The sequence below is a fragment of the Yersinia sp. 2540 StPb PI genome (assembly GCF_052217165.1).
GTDB lineage: Bacteria > Pseudomonadota > Gammaproteobacteria > Enterobacterales > Enterobacteriaceae > Yersinia > Yersinia enterocolitica_E.
This window is the reverse complement of sequence record NZ_JAZGQC010000001.1, coordinates 846849-864335: the sequence shown is the minus strand read 5'-3', so window position 1 is coordinate 864335 and position 17487 is coordinate 846849. Positions and strand designations below refer to the sequence as shown.

The window sequence follows — 17487 nt, the reverse complement described above, 5'->3', positions numbered from 1 at the left end:
TGTGTCCTCTCTTTGGTACTAAGCTTTACTTGGAGTAAAGCTCGACGATCAGGTGTTCGTTAATGTCCGCAGACAGATCAGTACGTTCAGGAATACGTTTGAACACACCTTCCATCTTGACAGCATCAACTTCCAGCCAAGTCGGCTTTTCACGCTGCTCAGCCAGCTCCAAAGCTGCCTTAACACGAGACTGCTTTTTAGCTTTCTCACGGATGCTGACTACGTCATTCGGAGATACCTGATAAGAAGCGATGTTAACAACGCGACCATTTACCATGATAGCTTTATGACTAACCAGCTGACGTGATTCAGCACGAGTTGCGCCAAAGCCCATACGGTAAACTACGTTATCCAGACGACCTTCCAGCAGTTGCAACAGGTTTGCACCTGTGTTGCCTTTCAGACGTGCTGCTTCTTTATAGTAGTTACGGAATTGACGTTCTAGAACACCATAGATACGGCGAACTTTTTGTTTCTCACGTAACTGCACACCGTAGTCAGACAGACGCGGTTTACGCGCACCGTGCTGGCCAGGTGGTTGTTCAATCTTACACTTGGTGTCAATCGCGCGAACGCCAGACTTAAGGAACAGGTCTGTGCCCTCACGACGGCTCAGCTTGAGCTTAGGACCCAAATATCTTGCCATTTTCTCTCTCCAACAAACCTAAAAGCAGCGTTATACGCGGCGCTTTTTCGGCGGACGACAACCGTTATGAGGGATCGGAGTCACATCAGTAATATTAGTGATGCGGAAACCAGCCGCGTTTAACGCACGGATAGTAGACTCACGGCCCGGACCAGGTCCTTTAACCATAACTTCCAGATTCTTGATACCGTATTCTTTCACTGCGTCAGCGCAGCGCTCTGCTGCAACTTGCGCTGCAAACGGAGTAGACTTACGAGATCCACGGAAACCGGAACCACCTGCTGTTGCCCAACCCAATGCGTTACCTTGACGATCTGTAATAGTAACGATGGTGTTGTTGAAAGAAGCATGGATATGAGCCACACCGTCAGAGACTGTCTTTCTTACACGCTTGCGTGCACGAATAGGTGCCTTTGCCATTATTCAATCACCCCGATTATTTCTTGATCGGTTTACGCGGACCCTTACGGGTACGTGCGTTGGTCTTAGTACGCTGACCGCGAACTGGTAGACCACGACGATGACGCAAACCACGATAAGTCCCAAGGTCCATCAGACGCTTGATGCTCAGGGTCACCTCACGACGCAGATCACCTTCTACAACGTACTTGGCAACTTCGTCACGCAGCTTCTCGATTTGCTCTTCAGACAGCTCACTGATCTTAACATTTTCAGCAATACCCGCAGCAACACAGATAGCCTGTGAACGGGTTTTACCGATGCCGTAGATCGCAGTTAACGCGATTACGGTATGTTTCTGATCAGGAATGTTAATGCCTGCTATACGGGCCACTATGCACTCCTACTATTTTATACAGCAATACCATTCTGAAAAGCCCGTTTTCAGGATACTCAAATAGTATTGCAGTCACATACAAAAGATTGGCTGGCTAATCTAGCCAGCTCAACCCAACTTTGCAAGAAAAATATGCAAGATAAATCAGCCTTGACGCTGTTTATGCTTTGGTTCGGCACTGCAGATTACGCGAACGACACCGTTACGCTTAACAATTTTGCAGTTACGACATAATTTCTTGACGGAAGCACGAACTTTCATTTTTACTCTCCGTAACTTCTCAAACATCCCTGAATTAGCGGTTATAGCCTTTCAGGTTTGCTTTCTTCAATGCAGACTCGTATTGACTAGACATCATCAGAGTTTGCACTTGAGCCATAAAGTCCATGATGACCACCACTACGATAAGTAGGGAGGTACCACCAAAGTAAAATGGTACTTTCATCGCGTCACGCATGAACTCCGGGATCAGGCAGATGAAAGTAATATACATCGCACCAATTAAGGTTAGACGCGTCATTACTTTATCGATGTACTTCGCCGTTTGCTCTCCCGGACGAATTCCTGGCACGAATGCACCGGACTTCTTCAGGTTATCTGCTGTTTCACGCGGGTTAAACACTAACGCCGTGTAGAAGAAACAGAAGAAGATGATTGCAGACGCATAGAGTAACACATAAAGCGGCTGTCCCGGCTGCAAATACATCGAAATAGTCGTCAGCCAGTTCCAACCTGTCCCACCCCCAAACCATGATGCAATCGTGGCAGGGAACAGAATTATGCTGGAAGCGAAGATTGCTGGGATAACCCCGGCCATATTCACTTTCAACGGTAAGTGTGTGCTCTGTGCTGCATAAACACGACGACCTTGTTGACGTTTAGCATAGTTAACGACGATACGACGCTGACCACGTTCAATGAAAACAACGAAGAAGGTTACTGCAAACACTAATACTGCAACCAACAGCAACAGGAGGAAGTGCAGGTCGCCTTGCCGAGCTTGCTCGATGGTATGGGCTATTGCAGGTGGAAGACCAGCAACAATACCAGCAAAGATTATGATTGAAATACCGTTACCGATACCACGCTCAGTAATCTGTTCGCCCAGCCACATCAGGAACATAGTCCCGGTGACCAAGCTAACAACAGCGGTAAAGTAGAAAGCAAAGCCTGGATTGATTACCAGACCTTGCATCCCAGGCATATTCGGCAGACCGGTAGCAATACCGATCGATTGGAATATAGCCAATACCAACGTGCCATAACGGGTGTACTGGCTAATCTTACGACGGCCAGCCTCCCCTTCTTTCTTTATCTCTGCTAACGCTGGATGAACCACCGTTAACAGTTGGATAATAATCGATGCCGAAATATACGGCATGATACCCAAGGCAAAGATAGAAGCACGACTGAGAGCACCACCAGAGAACATGTTAAACATTTCAATGATGGTCCCTCTCTGCTGCTCGAGCAATTTAGCAAGCACAGTGGCATCGATACCAGGAATCGGAATAAAAGAGCCGATACGGAAAACAATAAGCGCACCGATAACAAACAAAAGTCTGCGCTTCAGTTCGCCTAATCCGCCTTTAGCACTTTGAAAATCTAATCCTGGTTGCTTAGCCATCTGCTACTTATTCCTCAATTTTACCGCCAGCAGCTTCGATAGCAGCACGAGCGCCTTTGGTGACACGCAGACCACGAAGAGTTACCGCACGAGTGATTTCGCCTGAAAGCATAACTTTCGCGAACTCAATCTGGGTACCAACAACGTTAGCGGCTTTCAACGTGTTCAGGTCGATTACGTCGCCTTCCACTAAAGCCAGTTCAGACAGACGAACTTCTGCCGTGATCATAGCTTTGCGAGAGGTGAAGCCGAATTTCGGCAAACGACGATATAAAGGCATCTGACCACCTTCAAAACCACGACGTACGCCACCACCAGAACGTGAGTTCTGACCTTTGTGACCACGACCAGCAGTTTTACCCAGGCCAGAACCGATACCACGACCTACACGCTTCGGCGCATGCTTGGCACCTTCAGCCGGAGACAGAGTATTTAAACGCATCTGTTACTCCTCAACTTTAACCATGTAGGAAACCAAGTTGACCATACCACGCACAGCGGGAGTATCCTCACGCTCTACAGTATGACCAATACGACGCAGACCTAAACCGATCAGAGTTGCCTTATGTTTCGGCAAACGACCGATACTGCTTTTTGTTTGAGTTACTTTAATAGTCTTTGCCATGGTTATTTCCCTAGAATTTCTTCGACGGACTTACCACGCTTGGCAGCGACCATTTCTGGGGATTTCATATCTTCCAGAGCTGCAATAGTTGCACGAACCACGTTGATCGGGTTAGTAGAACCATAGGCCTTGGCCAATACGTTATGAACCCCTGCAACTTCCAAGACGGCGCGCATTGCACCACCGGCGATGATACCGGTACCTTCAGAAGCTGGTTGCATGAATACACGAGAACCTGTGTGAGCACCTTTAACTGGGTGCTGCAGAGTACCGTTATCCAAAGCAACATTAATCATAGCGCGACGGGCTTTTTCCATCGCTTTCTGGATCGCTGCCGGAACTTCGCGTGCTTTGCCGTAGCCAAAACCAACGCGACCGTTACCATCACCAACTACTGTCAGTGCGGTAAAGCTGAAAATACGGCCACCTTTTACGGTTTTAGATACGCGGTTTACCGCGATCAGCTTTTCCTGCAGTTCGCCAGCTTGTTTTTCGATGTGTGACATCTTACACCTCTACCTTAGAACTGAAGGCCAGCTTCACGGGCAGCATCTGCCAGTGCCTGGACTCGACCATGATATTGGAAACCGGAACGGTCAAAGGATACTTTCGTGATCCCTTTTTCCAATGCGCGCTCTGCAACAGCTTTACCTACAGCTGCGGCGGCATCTTTGTTGCCGGCGTACTTCAATTGCTCATTGATAGCTTTTTCTACAGTAGAAGCTGCTACCAAAATTTCTGAACCGTTTGGTGCAATAACCTGCGCGTAAATATGGCGTGGGGTACGATGTACCACCAGGCGAGTCGCACCCAGTTCTTTGAGCTTGCGGCGTGCGCGGGTCGCACGACGGATACGAGCTGCTTTCTTATCCATAGTGTTACCTTACTTCTTCTTAGCCTCTTTGGTACGCACGACTTCGTCGGCGTAACGGACACCCTTGCCTTTATAAGGCTCAGGACGACGGTAGGCACGTAAATCTGCTGCAACCTGACCAATCACCTGCTTATCAGCGCCTTTCAGCACGATTTCAGTTTGGGTCGGGCATTCTGCAGTGATGCCAGCCGGCAATTCATGGTCAACTGGGTGAGAGAAGCCTAAAGCTAAATTCACCACGTTGCCTTTAACTGCGGCACGGTAACCTACACCTACCAATTGAAGCTTCTTAGTGAAGCCTTCGGTAACACCAACGACCATTGCGTTAAGCAGTGCACGAGTGGTACCCGCTTGGGCCCAACCGTCTACAGCGCCTTCGCGTGGAGCGAAAGTCAGTGTATTTTCTTCTTGCTTAACTTCAACAGCGCTATGGACGGTACGAGTCAGCTCGCCGTTCTTACCCTTTATCGAAATAACCTGACCGTTGAGTTTTACCTCTACGCCGGCAGGAATGACGACGGGTGCTTTTGCAACACGAGACATTCTTTCCTCCCGAATTAAGCTACGTAGCAGATAATCTCGCCACCAAGACCAGCTTGGCGAGCTGCACGATCGGTCATAACACCTTTAGAGGTAGAAATAACAGCGATACCCAAACCGGCCATAACTTTTGGCAGCTCATCTTTTTTCTTATAGATGCGCAGACCTGGACGGCTGATACGTTGAATGCTTTCTACCACTGCCTTACCCTGGAAATACTTAAGAGCTAATTCCAGAACAGGCTTGGTGTCGCCTTCGATTTTAAAATCTTCAATAAAACCTTCTTCCTTCAGAACGTTGGCAATTGCCACTTTCAGCTTGGAGGAAGGCATGGTGACCGCGACTTTGTTTGCGGATTGACCGTTACGGATACGGGTCAGCATATCCGCGATCGGATCTTGCATGCTCATCTGTCTTTACTCCCGTGATTCAATTGGTGACAATTACCAGCTAGCCTTCTTAAGGCCCGGGATTTCACCGCGCATTGCGGTTTCACGGACTTTAATACGGCTCAACCCGAACTTCCGCAGGAAACCATGCGGACGACCAGTTTGGTTGCAGCGGTTACGCTGACGGGACGGGCTGGAATCACGCGGCAGAGACTGCAGCTTCAGAACAGCATTCCAACGGTCTTCGTCGGATGAGTTCACACCAGAGATAATAGCTTTTAATTCCTCGCGTTGAGCGCGGTATTTGTTAGCTAGTTTCACGCGAACAACTTCGCGTGCTTTCATTGATTGCTTAGCCATCAGTAACCCTACCTTACTTGCGGAATGGGAATTTAAAAGCAGCCAACAATGCACGGCCTTCATCATCGGATTTCGCAGTAGTGGTAATGGTAATATCCAAACCACGTACACGATCGACTTTATCGTAGTCGATTTCCGGGAAGATGATCTGCTCGCGCACACCCATGCTGTAGTTACCACGACCATCGAATGACTTAGCGGACAAGCCACGGAAGTCACGGATACGAGGTACAGCAATGGTAATCAGACGCTCAAAGAATTCCCACATGCGTTCGCCACGCAGGGTTACTTTACAGCCGATCGGATAGCCCTGACGGATTTTGAAGCCTGCAACAGATTTGCGTGCTTTGGTGATAAACGGCTTTTGACCGGAGATTGCTGCCAAGTCAGCTGCTGCATTGTCCAGCAGTTTCTTGTCAGCGATCGCTTCACCAACACCCATGTTCAGGGTGATCTTCTCGACCCGAGGGACTTGCATGACAGAGTTGTAGCCAAACTGAGACATCAGTTGTTTGACCACCTCGTCTTTGTAGTAATCATGCAGTTTCGCCATCGTATTACTCCAAATTACTTGATAGTTTCGCTATTAGATTTAAAGAAACGGACTTTTTTGCCGTCTTCGAATCTAAAGCCTACACGGTCAGCCTTACCGGTTGTCGTGTTGAACAGCGCAAGGTTGGAAACTTGAATTGCAGCTTCTTTTTCAACAATGCCACCTGGTTGGTTCAGGGCCGGAACCGGCTTCTGATGTTTTTTAACCAGGTTGATACCTTCAACAATGACCTTACCAGCAGACAGGACATTCTTTACTTTACCGCGCTTACCTTTGTCTTTCCCGGTTAGCACGATAACTTCGTCATCACGACGGATTTTCGCTGCCATGGTTCGCTCCTTAGAGTACTTCTGGTGCCAGAGAGATAATTTTCATGAACTTCTCATTACGCAGTTCACGAGTTACCGGCCCAAAAATACGCGTGCCGATTGGCTGCTCGCTGTTATTATTTAAAATAACACAAGCGTTACCATCGAAGCGAATGACAGAACCGTCCGGGCGACGTACACCCTTCTTGGTGCGCACCACTACCGCCTTCAGAACATCGCCTTTCTTCACCTTGCCACGAGGAATTGCTTCCTTGATGGTGATCTTGATGATGTCGCCGATGCCTGCGTAGCGACGGTGCGAGCCACCTAGAACCTTGATACACATTACGCGACGTGCACCGGAGTTGTCGGCCACGTTCAGCATAGTCTGTTCTTGGATCATGTTAGTGCTCCGCTAATGTCAACTACTACTTTAGGACCCAGAATAGGTCGTTTAAAAGCCCCATTAATGAGGGCGCAGCATTATAACACCGCTTCCAAATTATGGGTAGAAAAAATAAACGGCCCACTTTCTGAGCCGTTTATTATGTTCGAGTTGGCTACTCTATTACAGAATCGCTTTCTCTACAACGCGAACAAGCGTCCAAGACTTAGTCTTTGACAGTGGACGGCATTCGCGGATTTCTACCACGTCACCGATTCCACATTCATTGTTCTCGTCATGTACATGCAATTTCGTCGTACGACGGATGAATTTCCCGTAAATAGGGTGTTTCACCACACGTTCGATAGCAACAACCATGGATTTCTCCATTTTGTCACTAACTACGCGACCTTGCAGAGTACGGATTTGCTCAGTCATTACGCACCCGCCTTCTCAGTCAGTAAAGTCTTAACACGTGCGATATTACGGCGCACTTGTTTCGACAGGTGAGTTTGTTGCAGCTGGCCACTAGCCGCCTGCATGCGCAAATTGAATTGCTCACGCAGCAGGTTGAGCAGCTCAGTGTTCAGCTCTTCAACGCTTTTTTCACGCAGCTCTTGTGCTTTCATCACATCACCGTCTTAGTTACAAAGGTGGTTCCTACAGGCAGTTTCGCTGCTGCGAGCTTAAATGCTTCGCGAGCAGTTTCTTCCGGTACACCAGCCATTTCAAACAACATTTTTCCTGGCTGGATCAGGGCAACCCAATACTCTACGTTACCCTTACCTTTACCCATACGCACTTCGAGCGGCTTCTCGGTGATCGGCTTGTCCGGGAAAACACGGATCCAGACCTTACCTTGACGCTTAATTGCACGTGTCATCGCACGACGGGCTGCTTCGATTTGACGAGCCGTCAGGCGGCAACGGCCACAAGCTTTCAGGCCGAACTCACCGAAGCTAACATCCGTACCTTGCGCAAGGCCACGGTTACGGCCTTTGTGCATCTTACGGAATTTTGTACGCTTTGGTTGTAACATCAGCGATTCTCCTTACTTGCGGCCTTTACGCTGCTGCTTTTTAGGTTGAGCAGCCGGTTCCGGTTGTTCAACAGCAGCCATACCACCCAAGATCTCACCTTTGAAGATCCATACCTTAACGCCGATTACACCGTAAGTGGTGTGCGCTTCAGATGTGTTGTAATCGATATCCGCACGCAATGTATGCAACGGAACACGACCTTCACGGTACCATTCGGTACGCGCGATTTCAGCACCGCCAAGGCGGCCGCTTACTTCAACTTTGATACCTTTAGCGCCAAGACGCATTGCGTTCTGTACAGCACGCTTCATAGCACGACGGAACATAACGCGACGTTCCAGCTGTGAAGTGATGCTGTCAGCAACCAATTTTGCGTCCAGTTCCGGTTTACGGACTTCGGCGATGTTAATCTGTGCAGGAACGCCAGCGATATCCGCTACGACCTTACGCAGTTTTTCGACATCTTCACCTTTCTTGCCGATAACGATGCCAGGACGAGCGGTGTGAATAGTCACACGGATGCTCTTCGCTGGACGCTCGATAACGATGCGAGAAACGGAAGCTTTCGCTAATTCCTTAGTCAGGAATTGGCGAACTTTAAAGTCGCTGTCCAGGTTGTCAGCGAATTCTTTGGTATTTGCGTACCAGGTAGAGTTCCAAGCTTTGACAATACCTAGTCGAATACCATTAGGATGTACTTTCTGACCCATTGCTAGTCTCCAGAGTCTCAGCGATCGGACACAACCACAGTAATGTGGCTGGTGCGCTTCAGGATGCGATCTGCACGACCTTTTGCACGCGGCATAATGCGCTTCATGCTAGGGCCTTCGTCTACGAAGATCTTCGTGACTTTCAGATCATCGATGTCAGCGCCATCGTTGTGTTCTGCGTTAGCAATGGCAGACTCTAGTACCTTCTTAACCAAACCAGCAGCTTTCTTGTTGGTATAGGCCAGAGTTTCCAGAGCTTGCGACACTTTCTTACCGCGAATCAGGTCCGCTACCAAGCGAACCTTCTGAGCAGAAGAACGAGCGTGGCGATGTTTAGCGATAGTTTCCATCTCTTCCTCCTACCTTAGCGCTTTTTAGCCTTTTTATCGGCCGCATGGCCGCGATAAGTACGGGTCGGCGCGAATTCACCCAGTTTGTGACCGACCATTTCATCGGCTACAAAAACGGGAACGTGCTGACGACCATTATGGACAGCGATGGTCAAACCGATCATATTTGGAAAGACCGTTGAACGACGGGACCAAGTCCGAATTGGCTTCTTGTCTCCGCTTTCCACCGCTTTCTCTACCTTCTTCAGCAAGTGCAGGTCAATGAAGGGACCTTTCTTGAGAGAACGTGGCATGGCTTATCCTCTAATTATTTTTTACTACGGCGACGTACGATGAACTTATCAGTACGCTTGTTGCTACGGGTCTTCTTACCTTTGGTTTGAACGCCCCACGGAGTTACCGGGTGCTTACCAAAGTTACGACCTTCACCACCACCGTGTGGGTGATCTACCGGGTTCATCGCCGTACCGCGAACGGTAGGACGAATACCACGCCAACGACTAGCACCTGCTTTACCCAGCACACGCAGCATGTGTTCAGCATTACCGACTTCACCTAAGGTGGCGCGGCAATCAGCTTGAACCTTGCGCATTTCGCCGGAGCGCAGACGCAGAGTAACGTAGGAACCGTCACGAGCAACGATCTGAACGTATGCACCAGCAGAACGAGCCAATTGGCCGCCTTTACCTGGTTTCATTTCTACGTTATGAACCGTTGAACCAACTGGGATGTTACGCATAGGCAGGGTGTTACCTGCTTTAATTGCCGCATCAACGCCAGATTGAATCTGGTCACCAGCTTTCAGGCCTTTTGGCGCCAGGATATAACGGCGTTCGCCGTCTTTGTACAGAACCAGCGCGATATTCGCGGAACGGTTCGGATCGTACTCCAGACGCTCAACCACTGCAGGGATACCATCTTTGTTGCGTTTGAAGTCAACCAGACGATAATGTTGCTTGTGGCCACCACCGATATGACGGGTAGTGATACGGCCATTGTTGTTACGGCCACCGCTTTTGCTTAATTTCTCAAGCAACGGGGCATAAGGCTTACCCTTATGCAACTCCTGGTTAACCACCTTAACAACGTGGCGACGACCCGGAGATGTAGGTTTACATTTAACAATTGCCATTGTTTTACTCCTCCGACTTACTCTGCGCCGCCGATGAAGTCCAGATTCTGGCCTTCTTTCAGGGTGACGTAAGCTTTTTTCCAGTCGCTACGACGACCAACACGCTGACCGTGACGCTTACTCTTGCCTTTAACCAGCAAGGTGTTAACGTCTTCGACTTCGACTTCAAACAGTTTCTGCACTGCAGCTTTAATTTCTGCTTTGGTCGCGTCTTTGGCAACTTTGAGAACGATGGTGTTATTCTTTTCCATCGCAGCGGACGCTTTTTCAGATACATGCGGCGCGCGCAGTACTTTCAGCAGACGTTCTTCACGAATCATGCCAGCATCTCCTCAACTTGCTTCACAGCATCAGCAGTCATAACCACTTTATCGAAGGCGATCAGGCTAACTGGGTCGATACCGGCTACATCGCGAACGTCAACCTTGTACAGGTTGCGAGCTGCCAAGAACAAGTTCTCGTCCAGTTCACCCGTTACGATCAGCACATCTTCCAGAGCCATATCTTTCAGTTTCTGCGCCAGCAACTTAGTTTTAGGTGCTTCAACAGAGAACTTTTCGACAATGATCAGACGATCTTGACGTACCAATTCGGACAGAATGCTTTTCAGCGCGCCGCGGTACATCTTTTTATTTACTTTCTGACTGTGATCCTGAGGCTTCGCAGCAAAGGTCACACCACCTGAACGCCAGATTGGGCTCTTTACAGAACCTGCACGCGCACGGCCGGTGCCTTTCTGGCGCCACGGTTTCTTACCGGAACCTGTTACTTCAGCACGGGTCTTCTGAGCACGAGTACCTTGACGGGCACCTGCTGCGTAAGCAACAACAACCTGATGTACAAGCGCTTCATTGAAATCACGCCCGAAGGTAGTTTCGGAAACAGTCAGCGCGCCTTGCGCGTCTTTCATTACCAATTCCATTCCTATCTCCTCGACGTTACGCCTTGACAGCCGGTTTTACGATCAGGTTGCCACCGGTTGCTCCCGGTACAGCGCCCTTGACCAGCAGTAGGTTGCGCTCAGCGTCAACACGTACTACATCCAGGCTTTGAACAGTTACACGTTCATCACCCATATGGCCTGCCATTTTCTTGCCTTTAAACACTTTGCCCGGAGTCTGGTTCTGACCGATAGAACCCGGAACGCGGTGAGACAAGGAGTTACCATGGGTAGCATCTTGGGTACGGAAGTTCCAGCGCTTAACAGTACCGGCAAAACCTTTACCTTTAGACGTACCTGTAACGTCGACTTTCTTAACGTCTGCAAAGATTTCGACGCTAATTTCTTGGCCAGCAGTGAATTCTTGACCTTCTGGAAGGCGGAATTCCCACAGACCACGGCCAGCTTCTACGCCAGCTTTAGCGAAATGACCCGCTTCTGGTTTAGTAACGCGGTTAGCTTTTTTAGCACCGGTAGTTACTTGCACAGCACGGTATCCGTCGTTCTCCAGGCTTTTGACCTGAGTTACGCGGTTCGCTTCAATTTCGATAACAGTTACTGGGATTGAAACGCCATCTTCAGTGAAGATACGCGTCATACCCACTTTCTTACCGACTAAACCAATCATTGTTTCAACCTCTCAATCGCTCAATGACCTGATTAACCCAGGCTGATCTGCACGTCTACACCAGCAGCCAGATCCAGACGCATCAGAGCATCAACGGTTTTCTCGGTTGGCTCAACGATGTCAACCAGACGCTTGTGAGTGCGAATCTCGTACTGATCGCGCGCATCTTTATTGACGTGCGGAGAGATCAGAACGGTAAAGCGCTCTTTGCGAGTTGGCAGCGGGATCGGACCGCGAACCTGCGCACCAGTGCGCTTGGCAGTCTCGACGATTTCCGCAGTTGATTGATCGATCAAACGATGATCAAACGCTTTCAGGCGGATACGGATTCTTTGGTTCTGCATGAGACCAGAGCTCCAATTATTTATAAACGTAAATGATTACTCCTCGCACCCATTTCGATTGATGGGGGAGTGTAATCGTTCAACATATAACCCCCATATCGGGAGTATTGTTCAGTAACAGCACTAGGCTATGACTGACAGATTAGTTTCAATCTGGCCTACCAAGATTAGGTAGGCCCGCGCATTATACGTAAATACCAGCAGGAAGCAAGCCAGTGTTGGAAATCTATGCAAAAACTTGCCAGATAATTTAATTAAGGGGATATAAGGTTAATTTGTGCGGTAGGAATGAAAAAAAGAGTGAGTCCAAGAAGGATTCTCACTCTTTTTGACTGCGTAATCTTATGGTTAATAAACAAGCTATCTTGCAAGTATTTAGTCTTTCGCCAACTGTGCCTGAGAGTAGTTTTGTATACCTAAACGCTCAATCAGACTCAGTTCTGTTTCTAGCCAGTCAATATGGCCCTCTTCATCAGCAAGAATTTCTTTCAATAAATCGCGACTAACATAGTCATGGATAGAATCAGCATAAGCAATACCTTCACGCAGATCCTTCGCCCCGGCGAGCTCGAGAGCTAAATCTGATTTCAGTATTTCCTCAACATCCTCGCCAATATTCAGCTTACCCAAGTCCTGTAAGTTAGGAATACCTTCGAGGAATAAAATACGTTCGATGTATTTATCGGCATGCTTCATTTCGTCTATGGATTCGTGATACTCCTTATCATTAAGGCGCATCAGCCCCCAGTTTTTAAACATTCGGGCATGGAGAAAATATTGATTGATGGCAACTAGCTCGTTGCCGAGTAGTGTATTGAGATGTGCAATTATCTTTTTATCGCCTTTCATAAGTATACCCTCCGCTTCCAGTACACAAAGTGTAGTACCAGATGGCAAAGTGTGGGGAATACTTCTCCCTGCTAACTATTAGGCAACATCATTCATTTCTGGAATATTCGCGCGTTCCTCGATCAGTATCTCTCTGGCCTGTCGGATGCACTTACCGCAGTCTGTACCAATGGGTACCAATTGACGCAGTTGTTTAATGGTATGTGGATGGTGCTGACGTACAGCTTTGCGGATAACTTTGTCAGATACCGCATTACACAGACAAACATACATAGAGAGACTCACTTCTTAACCAATCTCTCAAGTGTAAATAAGAATGCGTGTTATTTCAATTAAGATTATTCACTTTATCAATAAAAAAGGGTGCCGAAGCACCCTTGGTTACTTGATCAATAAAATAATTAATCAGTAAAACAATTAAGCGATAACTTTAGCAACAACACCAGCGCCTACAGTACGGCCGCCTTCACGGATTGCGAAACGCAGACCGTCGTCCATTGCGATTGGGTGAATCAAGGTAACAACCATGTTCACGTTATCACCAGGCATTACCATTTCAACGCCTTCTGGCAGTTCGATGGTACCGGTTACGTCAGTTGTACGGAAGTAGAACTGAGGACGGTAGCCTTTGAAGAACGGAGTATGACGGCCGCCTTCATCTTTGCTCAGAATATAAACTTCTGAATCAAAGGTAGTGTGTGGTTTGATAGAACCTGGTTTAGCCAGAACCTGACCACGTTCGATATCTTCACGTTTGATACCACGCAGAAGAACACCAACGTTCTCACCAGCACGGCCTTCGTCCAGCAGTTTGCGGAACATTTCAACGCCAGTACAAGTAGATTTAACAGTATCTTTGATACCAACGATCTCTACTTCTTCACCAACTTTAACGATACCGCGCTCTACACGACCAGTTACAACAGTACCACGGCCTGAGATAGAGAATACGTCTTCGATTGGCAGCAAGAATGGCTTATCGATAGCACGTTCTGGCAGTGGAATATAAGTATCCAATGCTTCAGCCAGTTCGATAATTTTTGCTTCCCACTCAGGAACGCCTTCCAGTGCTTTCAGAGCTGAGCCCTTGATTACTGGAATGTCGTCGCCTGGGAAATCGTAAGCAGAAAGAAGTTCACGAACTTCCATTTCTACCAGTTCCAGCAGCTCTTCGTCGTCAACCATGTCACATTTGTTCATGAATACGATCATGTATGGAACGCCAACCTGGCGACCCAACAGGATGTGTTCACGAGTCTGTGGCATAGGACCGTCAGTTGCAGCAACAACCAAGATCGCGCCGTCCATCTGAGCAGCACCGGTGATCATGTTTTTAACGTAGTCGGCGTGTCCTGGGCAGTCAACGTGCGCATAGTGACGAGTCGGGGTGTCATATTCAACGTGAGAAGTGTTGATGGTGATACCACGAGCTTTTTCTTCTGGTGCGTTATCGATCTGATCGAAAGCACGAGCGCTACCGCCGTAGGTTTTAGCCAGTACGGTAGTGATTGCTGCAGTCAGGGTAGTTTTACCATGGTCAACGTGGCCGATAGTACCGACGTTTACATGGGGTTTGTTACGTTCAAATTTTTCTTTAGACACGACTATATTCCTTACTCTGGTGCTCTACCACTTATGAGAGAGCACTGGATCATTGTTTTAAACCCGAAAGCTTATTTGCCACGGGCTTCGATAACGGCTTGAGCGACGTTACTCGGCGCTTCAGCATACTTCAGGAACTCCATAGAGTATGAAGCACGGCCCTGGGTCTGAGAGCGCAGGTCAGTAGCATAACCGAACATTTCAGACAACGGAACCTGGGCACGAATAGTCTTACCAGTTAACGTATCTTCCATACCTTCGATCATGCCACGACGACGACTCAGGTCACCCATTACGTCACCCGCATAATCTTCAGGGGTTTCGATTTCAACCTTCATTATTGGCTCAAGCAGAACTGGTTTAGCTCGTTTGAAACCTTCTTTAAAGGCGATAGAACCGGCTAATTTAAACGCCAATTCTGAGGAGTCAACATCATGGTAAGAACCGTAGTGCAGACGCACTTTAACGTCCACAACCGGATAACCAGCCAGAGGACCGGATTTCAGTTGTTCCTGGATACCTTTATCAACAGCAGGGATGAACTCTTTAGGAATAGAACCACCAACGATTTCGTTGACGAATTCATACCCAGCGCCACCCGGTGGTAACGGAGACATATCGATAACAACATGACCGTACTGACCACGACCGCCTGACTGCTTAGCGTGCTTACCTTCCACGTCCTTGACGGTATCGCGGATAGTTTCACGGTAAGCAACCTGAGGTTTACCGATGTTTGCTTCCACGCTAAATTCGCGGCGCATACGGTCAACCAGGATATCCAAGTGCAGCTCACCCATACCAGCGATGATAGTCTGACCTGATTCTTCGTCAGTCCACACACGGAATGATGGATCTTCTTTTGCCAGACGCCCCAGAGCCATACCCATTTTTTCCTGGTCGGCTTTGGTTTTTGGTTCAACGGCAACAGAGATAACCGGCTCAGGGAACTCCATACGTTCCAGAATGATCACATGCTTTGGATCACATAAGGTGTCACCCGTCGTCACGTCTTTCAGGCCGATCGCTGCTGCGATGTCACCTGCGCGAACTTCTTTGATCTCTTCACGTTTGTTGGCGTGCATCTGTACGATACGACCCAAACGCTCTTCACGCGAACGTACTGAGTTCAGCACAGTGTCACCGGAGTTAACAATACCAGAGTACACACGGAAGAATGTCAGGTTACCCACAAACGGGTCGGTAGCAATTTTGAATGCCAATGCAGAGAACGGCTCTTTGTCGTCTGAATGACGAACAGCCGGAGTATCTTTACCATCGTCCAAAATACCGTTGATTGCTTCAACGTCAGTTGGCGCTGGCAGATAATCGATAACTGCATCCAGCATTGCCTGTACGCCTTTGTTTTTAAACGCAGAGCCACAGGTAACCAAGATAATTTCGTTGCGCAGAACACGTTGACGCAGAGCTTTCTTGATTTCTTCTTCGGTCAGCTCTTCGCCGCCCAAATACTTGTCCATCAGCTCTTCAGACGCTTCTGCAGCCGATTCAACCAGATTCTGGTGCCATTCAGCAGCCAGCTCAGCCATATCAGCAGGGATCTCTTCGTATTCGAAGGTCACACCCAGATCGGCTTCATTCCAGTTGATCGCTTTCATTTTCACTAGATCGATAACACCAGTGAATTTCTCTTCCGCGCCGATTGCCAGTTGCAATGGAACTGGATTCGCGCCCAGACGAGCTTTAAGCTGGCCAACAACTTTCAGGAAGTTAGCACCCATGCGGTCCATTTTGTTAACGAACGCAATGCGTGGGACTTTATATTTGTTCGCCTGACGCCATACGGTCTCAGACTGTGGCTGAACACCACCAACTGCACAGTAAACCATTACCGCACCGTCAAGAACACGCATAGAACGTTCAACTTCAATGGTGAAGTCAACGTGCCCTGGGGTGTCAATGATATTGATGTGATGTGGTTCATACTGTTTAGCCATACCAGACCAGAAGCAGGTAGTAGCCGCAGAAGTAATGGTAATACCACGTTCCTGCTCTTGTTCCATCCAGTCCATAGTGGCTGCGCCGTTATGAACTTCACCGATCTTATGGTTTACACCGGTGTAAAACAGGATACGTTCGGTAGTGGTTGTCTTACCGGCGTCGATGTGAGCGCTGATACCGATATTACGATAGCGCTCAATGGGTGTTTTACGAGCCATTTGATTCCTCTATTGCCTTAGGCGTTCATTCGATTAACCATGCGGGTTAACTATTAAAGCGCCCGCATGGTTAGCATAGCTACTGCGTGGTAATTACCAGCGGTAGTGCGCGAACGCCTTGTTAGCTTCGGCCATACGGTGAACGTCTTCACGTTTCTTAACAGCAGAACCTTTGTTCTCTGCTGCGTCAGACAGTTCATTCGCCAAGCGCAAAGCCATGGATTTATCACCGCGTTTACGAGCAGCATCAACGATCCAACGCATTGCCAAGGCATTACGACGAACCGGACGAACTTCAACTGGTACCTGATAAGTAGAACCACCAACGCGGCGAGACTTAACTTCGACAGTCGGGCGCACGTTATCCAGAGCTACTTCGAAAGCTTCCAGAAAATCTTTACCAGAACGCTGAGCCAGGGTTTCCAGCGCGGTATAGACGATTGCTTCTGCAGTAGATTTTTTACCATCTACCATCAGGATATTTACAAATTTAGCCAGCAATTCAGATCCGAACTTAGGATCTGGCAAAATTTTACGCTGACCAATTACACGACGACGTGGCATGGAAATACTCCGTTGTTAATTCAGGGTTGTCCAAAACTCTAAGAG

General features: G+C 48.4%; 31 protein-coding genes. All 31 read right to left on the bottom strand.

Annotated features, from left to right (window positions below; translation table 11 throughout):
* Positions 1–25 precede the first annotated feature (25 nt).
* The 31 genes from rpsD to rpsG all read right to left on the bottom strand — a co-directional run bounded on the left by rpsD (position 26) and on the right by rpsG (position 17442).
* Positions 26–646 carry a 30S ribosomal protein S4 gene (gene rpsD / locus V1956_RS03860; RefSeq protein WP_002218949.1) on the bottom strand — a complete coding sequence of 207 codons (621 nt, stop codon included), beginning with the start codon at positions 644–646 and terminating at the stop codon, positions 26–28.
* Positions 647–676: 30 nt separating this feature from the next.
* Positions 677–1066: a 30S ribosomal protein S11 gene (gene rpsK, locus V1956_RS03855; RefSeq protein WP_004709234.1), complete on the bottom strand. Its 390-nt coding sequence runs from the start codon at positions 1064–1066 to the stop codon at positions 677–679.
* Positions 1067–1082: 16 nt separating this feature from the next.
* Complete coding sequence (rpsM, locus tag V1956_RS03850) at positions 1083–1439, bottom strand: 30S ribosomal protein S13 (protein WP_004702348.1); 357 nt, start codon at positions 1437–1439, stop codon at positions 1083–1085.
* A 147-nt stretch (positions 1440–1586) separates the two neighbouring features.
* Positions 1587–1703, bottom strand: coding sequence for a 50S ribosomal protein L36 (gene rpmJ / locus V1956_RS03845; RefSeq protein ID WP_002227352.1), 117 nt, complete (start codon positions 1701–1703; stop codon positions 1587–1589).
* Between the two features lie 34 nt (positions 1704–1737).
* The gene (gene secY / locus V1956_RS03840) at positions 1738–3069 is read right to left on the bottom strand and encodes a preprotein translocase subunit SecY (RefSeq protein ID WP_002213344.1); all 1332 of its coding nucleotides are present in this window, start codon (positions 3067–3069) and stop codon (positions 1738–1740) included.
* Between the two features lie 7 nt (positions 3070–3076).
* Positions 3077–3511, bottom strand: coding sequence for a 50S ribosomal protein L15 (gene rplO / locus V1956_RS03835; protein ID WP_004391411.1), 435 nt, complete (start codon positions 3509–3511; stop codon positions 3077–3079).
* Between the two features lie 3 nt (positions 3512–3514).
* Entirely contained in the window at positions 3515–3694 is a 180-nt protein-coding gene (gene rpmD, locus V1956_RS03830) for a 50S ribosomal protein L30 (protein WP_002213339.1), read from the bottom strand.
* Between the two features lie 2 nt (positions 3695–3696).
* Entirely contained in the window at positions 3697–4200 is a 504-nt protein-coding gene (gene rpsE / locus V1956_RS03825; protein ID WP_004391412.1) for a 30S ribosomal protein S5, read from the bottom strand.
* Positions 4201–4214: 14 nt separating this feature from the next.
* Positions 4215–4568 carry a 50S ribosomal protein L18 gene (gene rplR / locus V1956_RS03820; protein ID WP_004391413.1) on the bottom strand — a complete coding sequence of 118 codons (354 nt, stop codon included), beginning with the start codon at positions 4566–4568 and terminating at the stop codon, positions 4215–4217.
* Between the two features lie 9 nt (positions 4569–4577).
* Positions 4578–5111 (bottom strand): 50S ribosomal protein L6, encoded by a 534-nt coding sequence (rplF, locus tag V1956_RS03815; protein ID WP_004391415.1) that lies wholly within the window; start codon positions 5109–5111, stop codon positions 4578–4580.
* A 14-nt stretch (positions 5112–5125) separates the two neighbouring features.
* Positions 5126–5518 carry a 30S ribosomal protein S8 gene (rpsH, locus tag V1956_RS03810; RefSeq protein ID WP_032820216.1) on the bottom strand — a complete coding sequence of 131 codons (393 nt, stop codon included), beginning with the start codon at positions 5516–5518 and terminating at the stop codon, positions 5126–5128.
* Between the two features lie 33 nt (positions 5519–5551).
* Entirely contained in the window at positions 5552–5857 is a 306-nt protein-coding gene (rpsN, locus tag V1956_RS03805) for a 30S ribosomal protein S14 (protein ID WP_004391418.1), read from the bottom strand.
* Between the two features lie 13 nt (positions 5858–5870).
* Entirely contained in the window at positions 5871–6410 is a 540-nt protein-coding gene (rplE, locus tag V1956_RS03800) for a 50S ribosomal protein L5 (protein ID WP_004391419.1), read from the bottom strand.
* Between the two features lie 14 nt (positions 6411–6424).
* Positions 6425–6739 carry a 50S ribosomal protein L24 gene (gene rplX / locus V1956_RS03795; protein ID WP_049612315.1) on the bottom strand — a complete coding sequence of 105 codons (315 nt, stop codon included), beginning with the start codon at positions 6737–6739 and terminating at the stop codon, positions 6425–6427.
* Positions 6740–6749: 10 nt separating this feature from the next.
* Positions 6750–7121, bottom strand: a complete 372-nt coding sequence (rplN, locus tag V1956_RS03790; protein ID WP_002213325.1) for a 50S ribosomal protein L14 — start codon at positions 7119–7121, stop codon at positions 6750–6752.
* 165 nt (positions 7122–7286) lie between these two features.
* A complete protein-coding gene (rpsQ, locus tag V1956_RS03785; protein ID WP_032820219.1) occupies positions 7287–7541 on the bottom strand; it encodes a 30S ribosomal protein S17 in 255 nt (84 codons plus the stop codon).
* The gene (gene rpmC, locus V1956_RS03780; protein ID WP_005159843.1) at positions 7541–7732 is read right to left on the bottom strand and encodes a 50S ribosomal protein L29; all 192 of its coding nucleotides are present in this window, start codon (positions 7730–7732) and stop codon (positions 7541–7543) included. Before rpmC ends, rpsQ begins: the two co-directional genes overlap by 1 nt.
* Positions 7732–8142 carry a 50S ribosomal protein L16 gene (rplP, locus tag V1956_RS03775; protein WP_038242806.1) on the bottom strand — a complete coding sequence of 137 codons (411 nt, stop codon included), beginning with the start codon at positions 8140–8142 and terminating at the stop codon, positions 7732–7734. The genes rpmC and rplP overlap by 1 nt, the downstream gene beginning before the upstream one ends.
* A gap of 12 nt (positions 8143–8154) precedes the next feature.
* The gene (rpsC, locus tag V1956_RS03770) at positions 8155–8853 is read right to left on the bottom strand and encodes a 30S ribosomal protein S3 (RefSeq protein ID WP_002221644.1); all 699 of its coding nucleotides are present in this window, start codon (positions 8851–8853) and stop codon (positions 8155–8157) included.
* Between the two features lie 17 nt (positions 8854–8870).
* Positions 8871–9203, bottom strand: coding sequence for a 50S ribosomal protein L22 (gene rplV / locus V1956_RS03765; protein ID WP_004391423.1), 333 nt, complete (start codon positions 9201–9203; stop codon positions 8871–8873).
* A 14-nt stretch (positions 9204–9217) separates the two neighbouring features.
* Positions 9218–9496, bottom strand: a complete 279-nt coding sequence (gene rpsS, locus V1956_RS03760; protein ID WP_032818077.1) for a 30S ribosomal protein S19 — start codon at positions 9494–9496, stop codon at positions 9218–9220.
* A 14-nt stretch (positions 9497–9510) separates the two neighbouring features.
* The gene (rplB, locus tag V1956_RS03755) at positions 9511–10335 is read right to left on the bottom strand and encodes a 50S ribosomal protein L2 (protein WP_005186240.1); all 825 of its coding nucleotides are present in this window, start codon (positions 10333–10335) and stop codon (positions 9511–9513) included.
* Between the two features lie 17 nt (positions 10336–10352).
* Positions 10353–10655 carry a 50S ribosomal protein L23 gene (gene rplW / locus V1956_RS03750; protein WP_005159841.1) on the bottom strand — a complete coding sequence of 101 codons (303 nt, stop codon included), beginning with the start codon at positions 10653–10655 and terminating at the stop codon, positions 10353–10355.
* The gene (gene rplD / locus V1956_RS03745) at positions 10652–11257 is read right to left on the bottom strand and encodes a 50S ribosomal protein L4 (RefSeq protein ID WP_004702326.1); all 606 of its coding nucleotides are present in this window, start codon (positions 11255–11257) and stop codon (positions 10652–10654) included. Before rplD ends, rplW begins: the two co-directional genes overlap by 4 nt.
* A gap of 16 nt (positions 11258–11273) precedes the next feature.
* Positions 11274–11903: a 50S ribosomal protein L3 gene (gene rplC, locus V1956_RS03740; RefSeq protein ID WP_002218932.1), complete on the bottom strand. Its 630-nt coding sequence runs from the start codon at positions 11901–11903 to the stop codon at positions 11274–11276.
* Positions 11904–11935: 32 nt separating this feature from the next.
* Positions 11936–12247, bottom strand: coding sequence for a 30S ribosomal protein S10 (gene rpsJ / locus V1956_RS03735; RefSeq protein ID WP_001181005.1), 312 nt, complete (start codon positions 12245–12247; stop codon positions 11936–11938).
* Positions 12248–12622: 375 nt separating this feature from the next.
* Positions 12623–13096: a bacterioferritin gene (gene bfr, locus V1956_RS03730; RefSeq protein ID WP_083161169.1), complete on the bottom strand. Its 474-nt coding sequence runs from the start codon at positions 13094–13096 to the stop codon at positions 12623–12625.
* 78 nt (positions 13097–13174) lie between these two features.
* Complete coding sequence (gene bfd, locus V1956_RS03725) at positions 13175–13369, bottom strand: bacterioferritin-associated ferredoxin (RefSeq protein WP_005186233.1); 195 nt, start codon at positions 13367–13369, stop codon at positions 13175–13177.
* A gap of 144 nt (positions 13370–13513) precedes the next feature.
* A complete protein-coding gene (gene tuf, locus V1956_RS03720; RefSeq protein WP_005186230.1) occupies positions 13514–14698 on the bottom strand; it encodes an elongation factor Tu in 1185 nt (394 codons plus the stop codon).
* A 71-nt stretch (positions 14699–14769) separates the two neighbouring features.
* Positions 14770–16878 carry an elongation factor G gene (fusA, locus tag V1956_RS03715; protein WP_083161170.1) on the bottom strand — a complete coding sequence of 703 codons (2109 nt, stop codon included), beginning with the start codon at positions 16876–16878 and terminating at the stop codon, positions 14770–14772.
* Between the two features lie 93 nt (positions 16879–16971).
* Positions 16972–17442 (bottom strand): 30S ribosomal protein S7, encoded by a 471-nt coding sequence (gene rpsG / locus V1956_RS03710; RefSeq protein WP_002212324.1) that lies wholly within the window; start codon positions 17440–17442, stop codon positions 16972–16974.
* Positions 17443–17487: the final 45 nt, after the last annotated feature.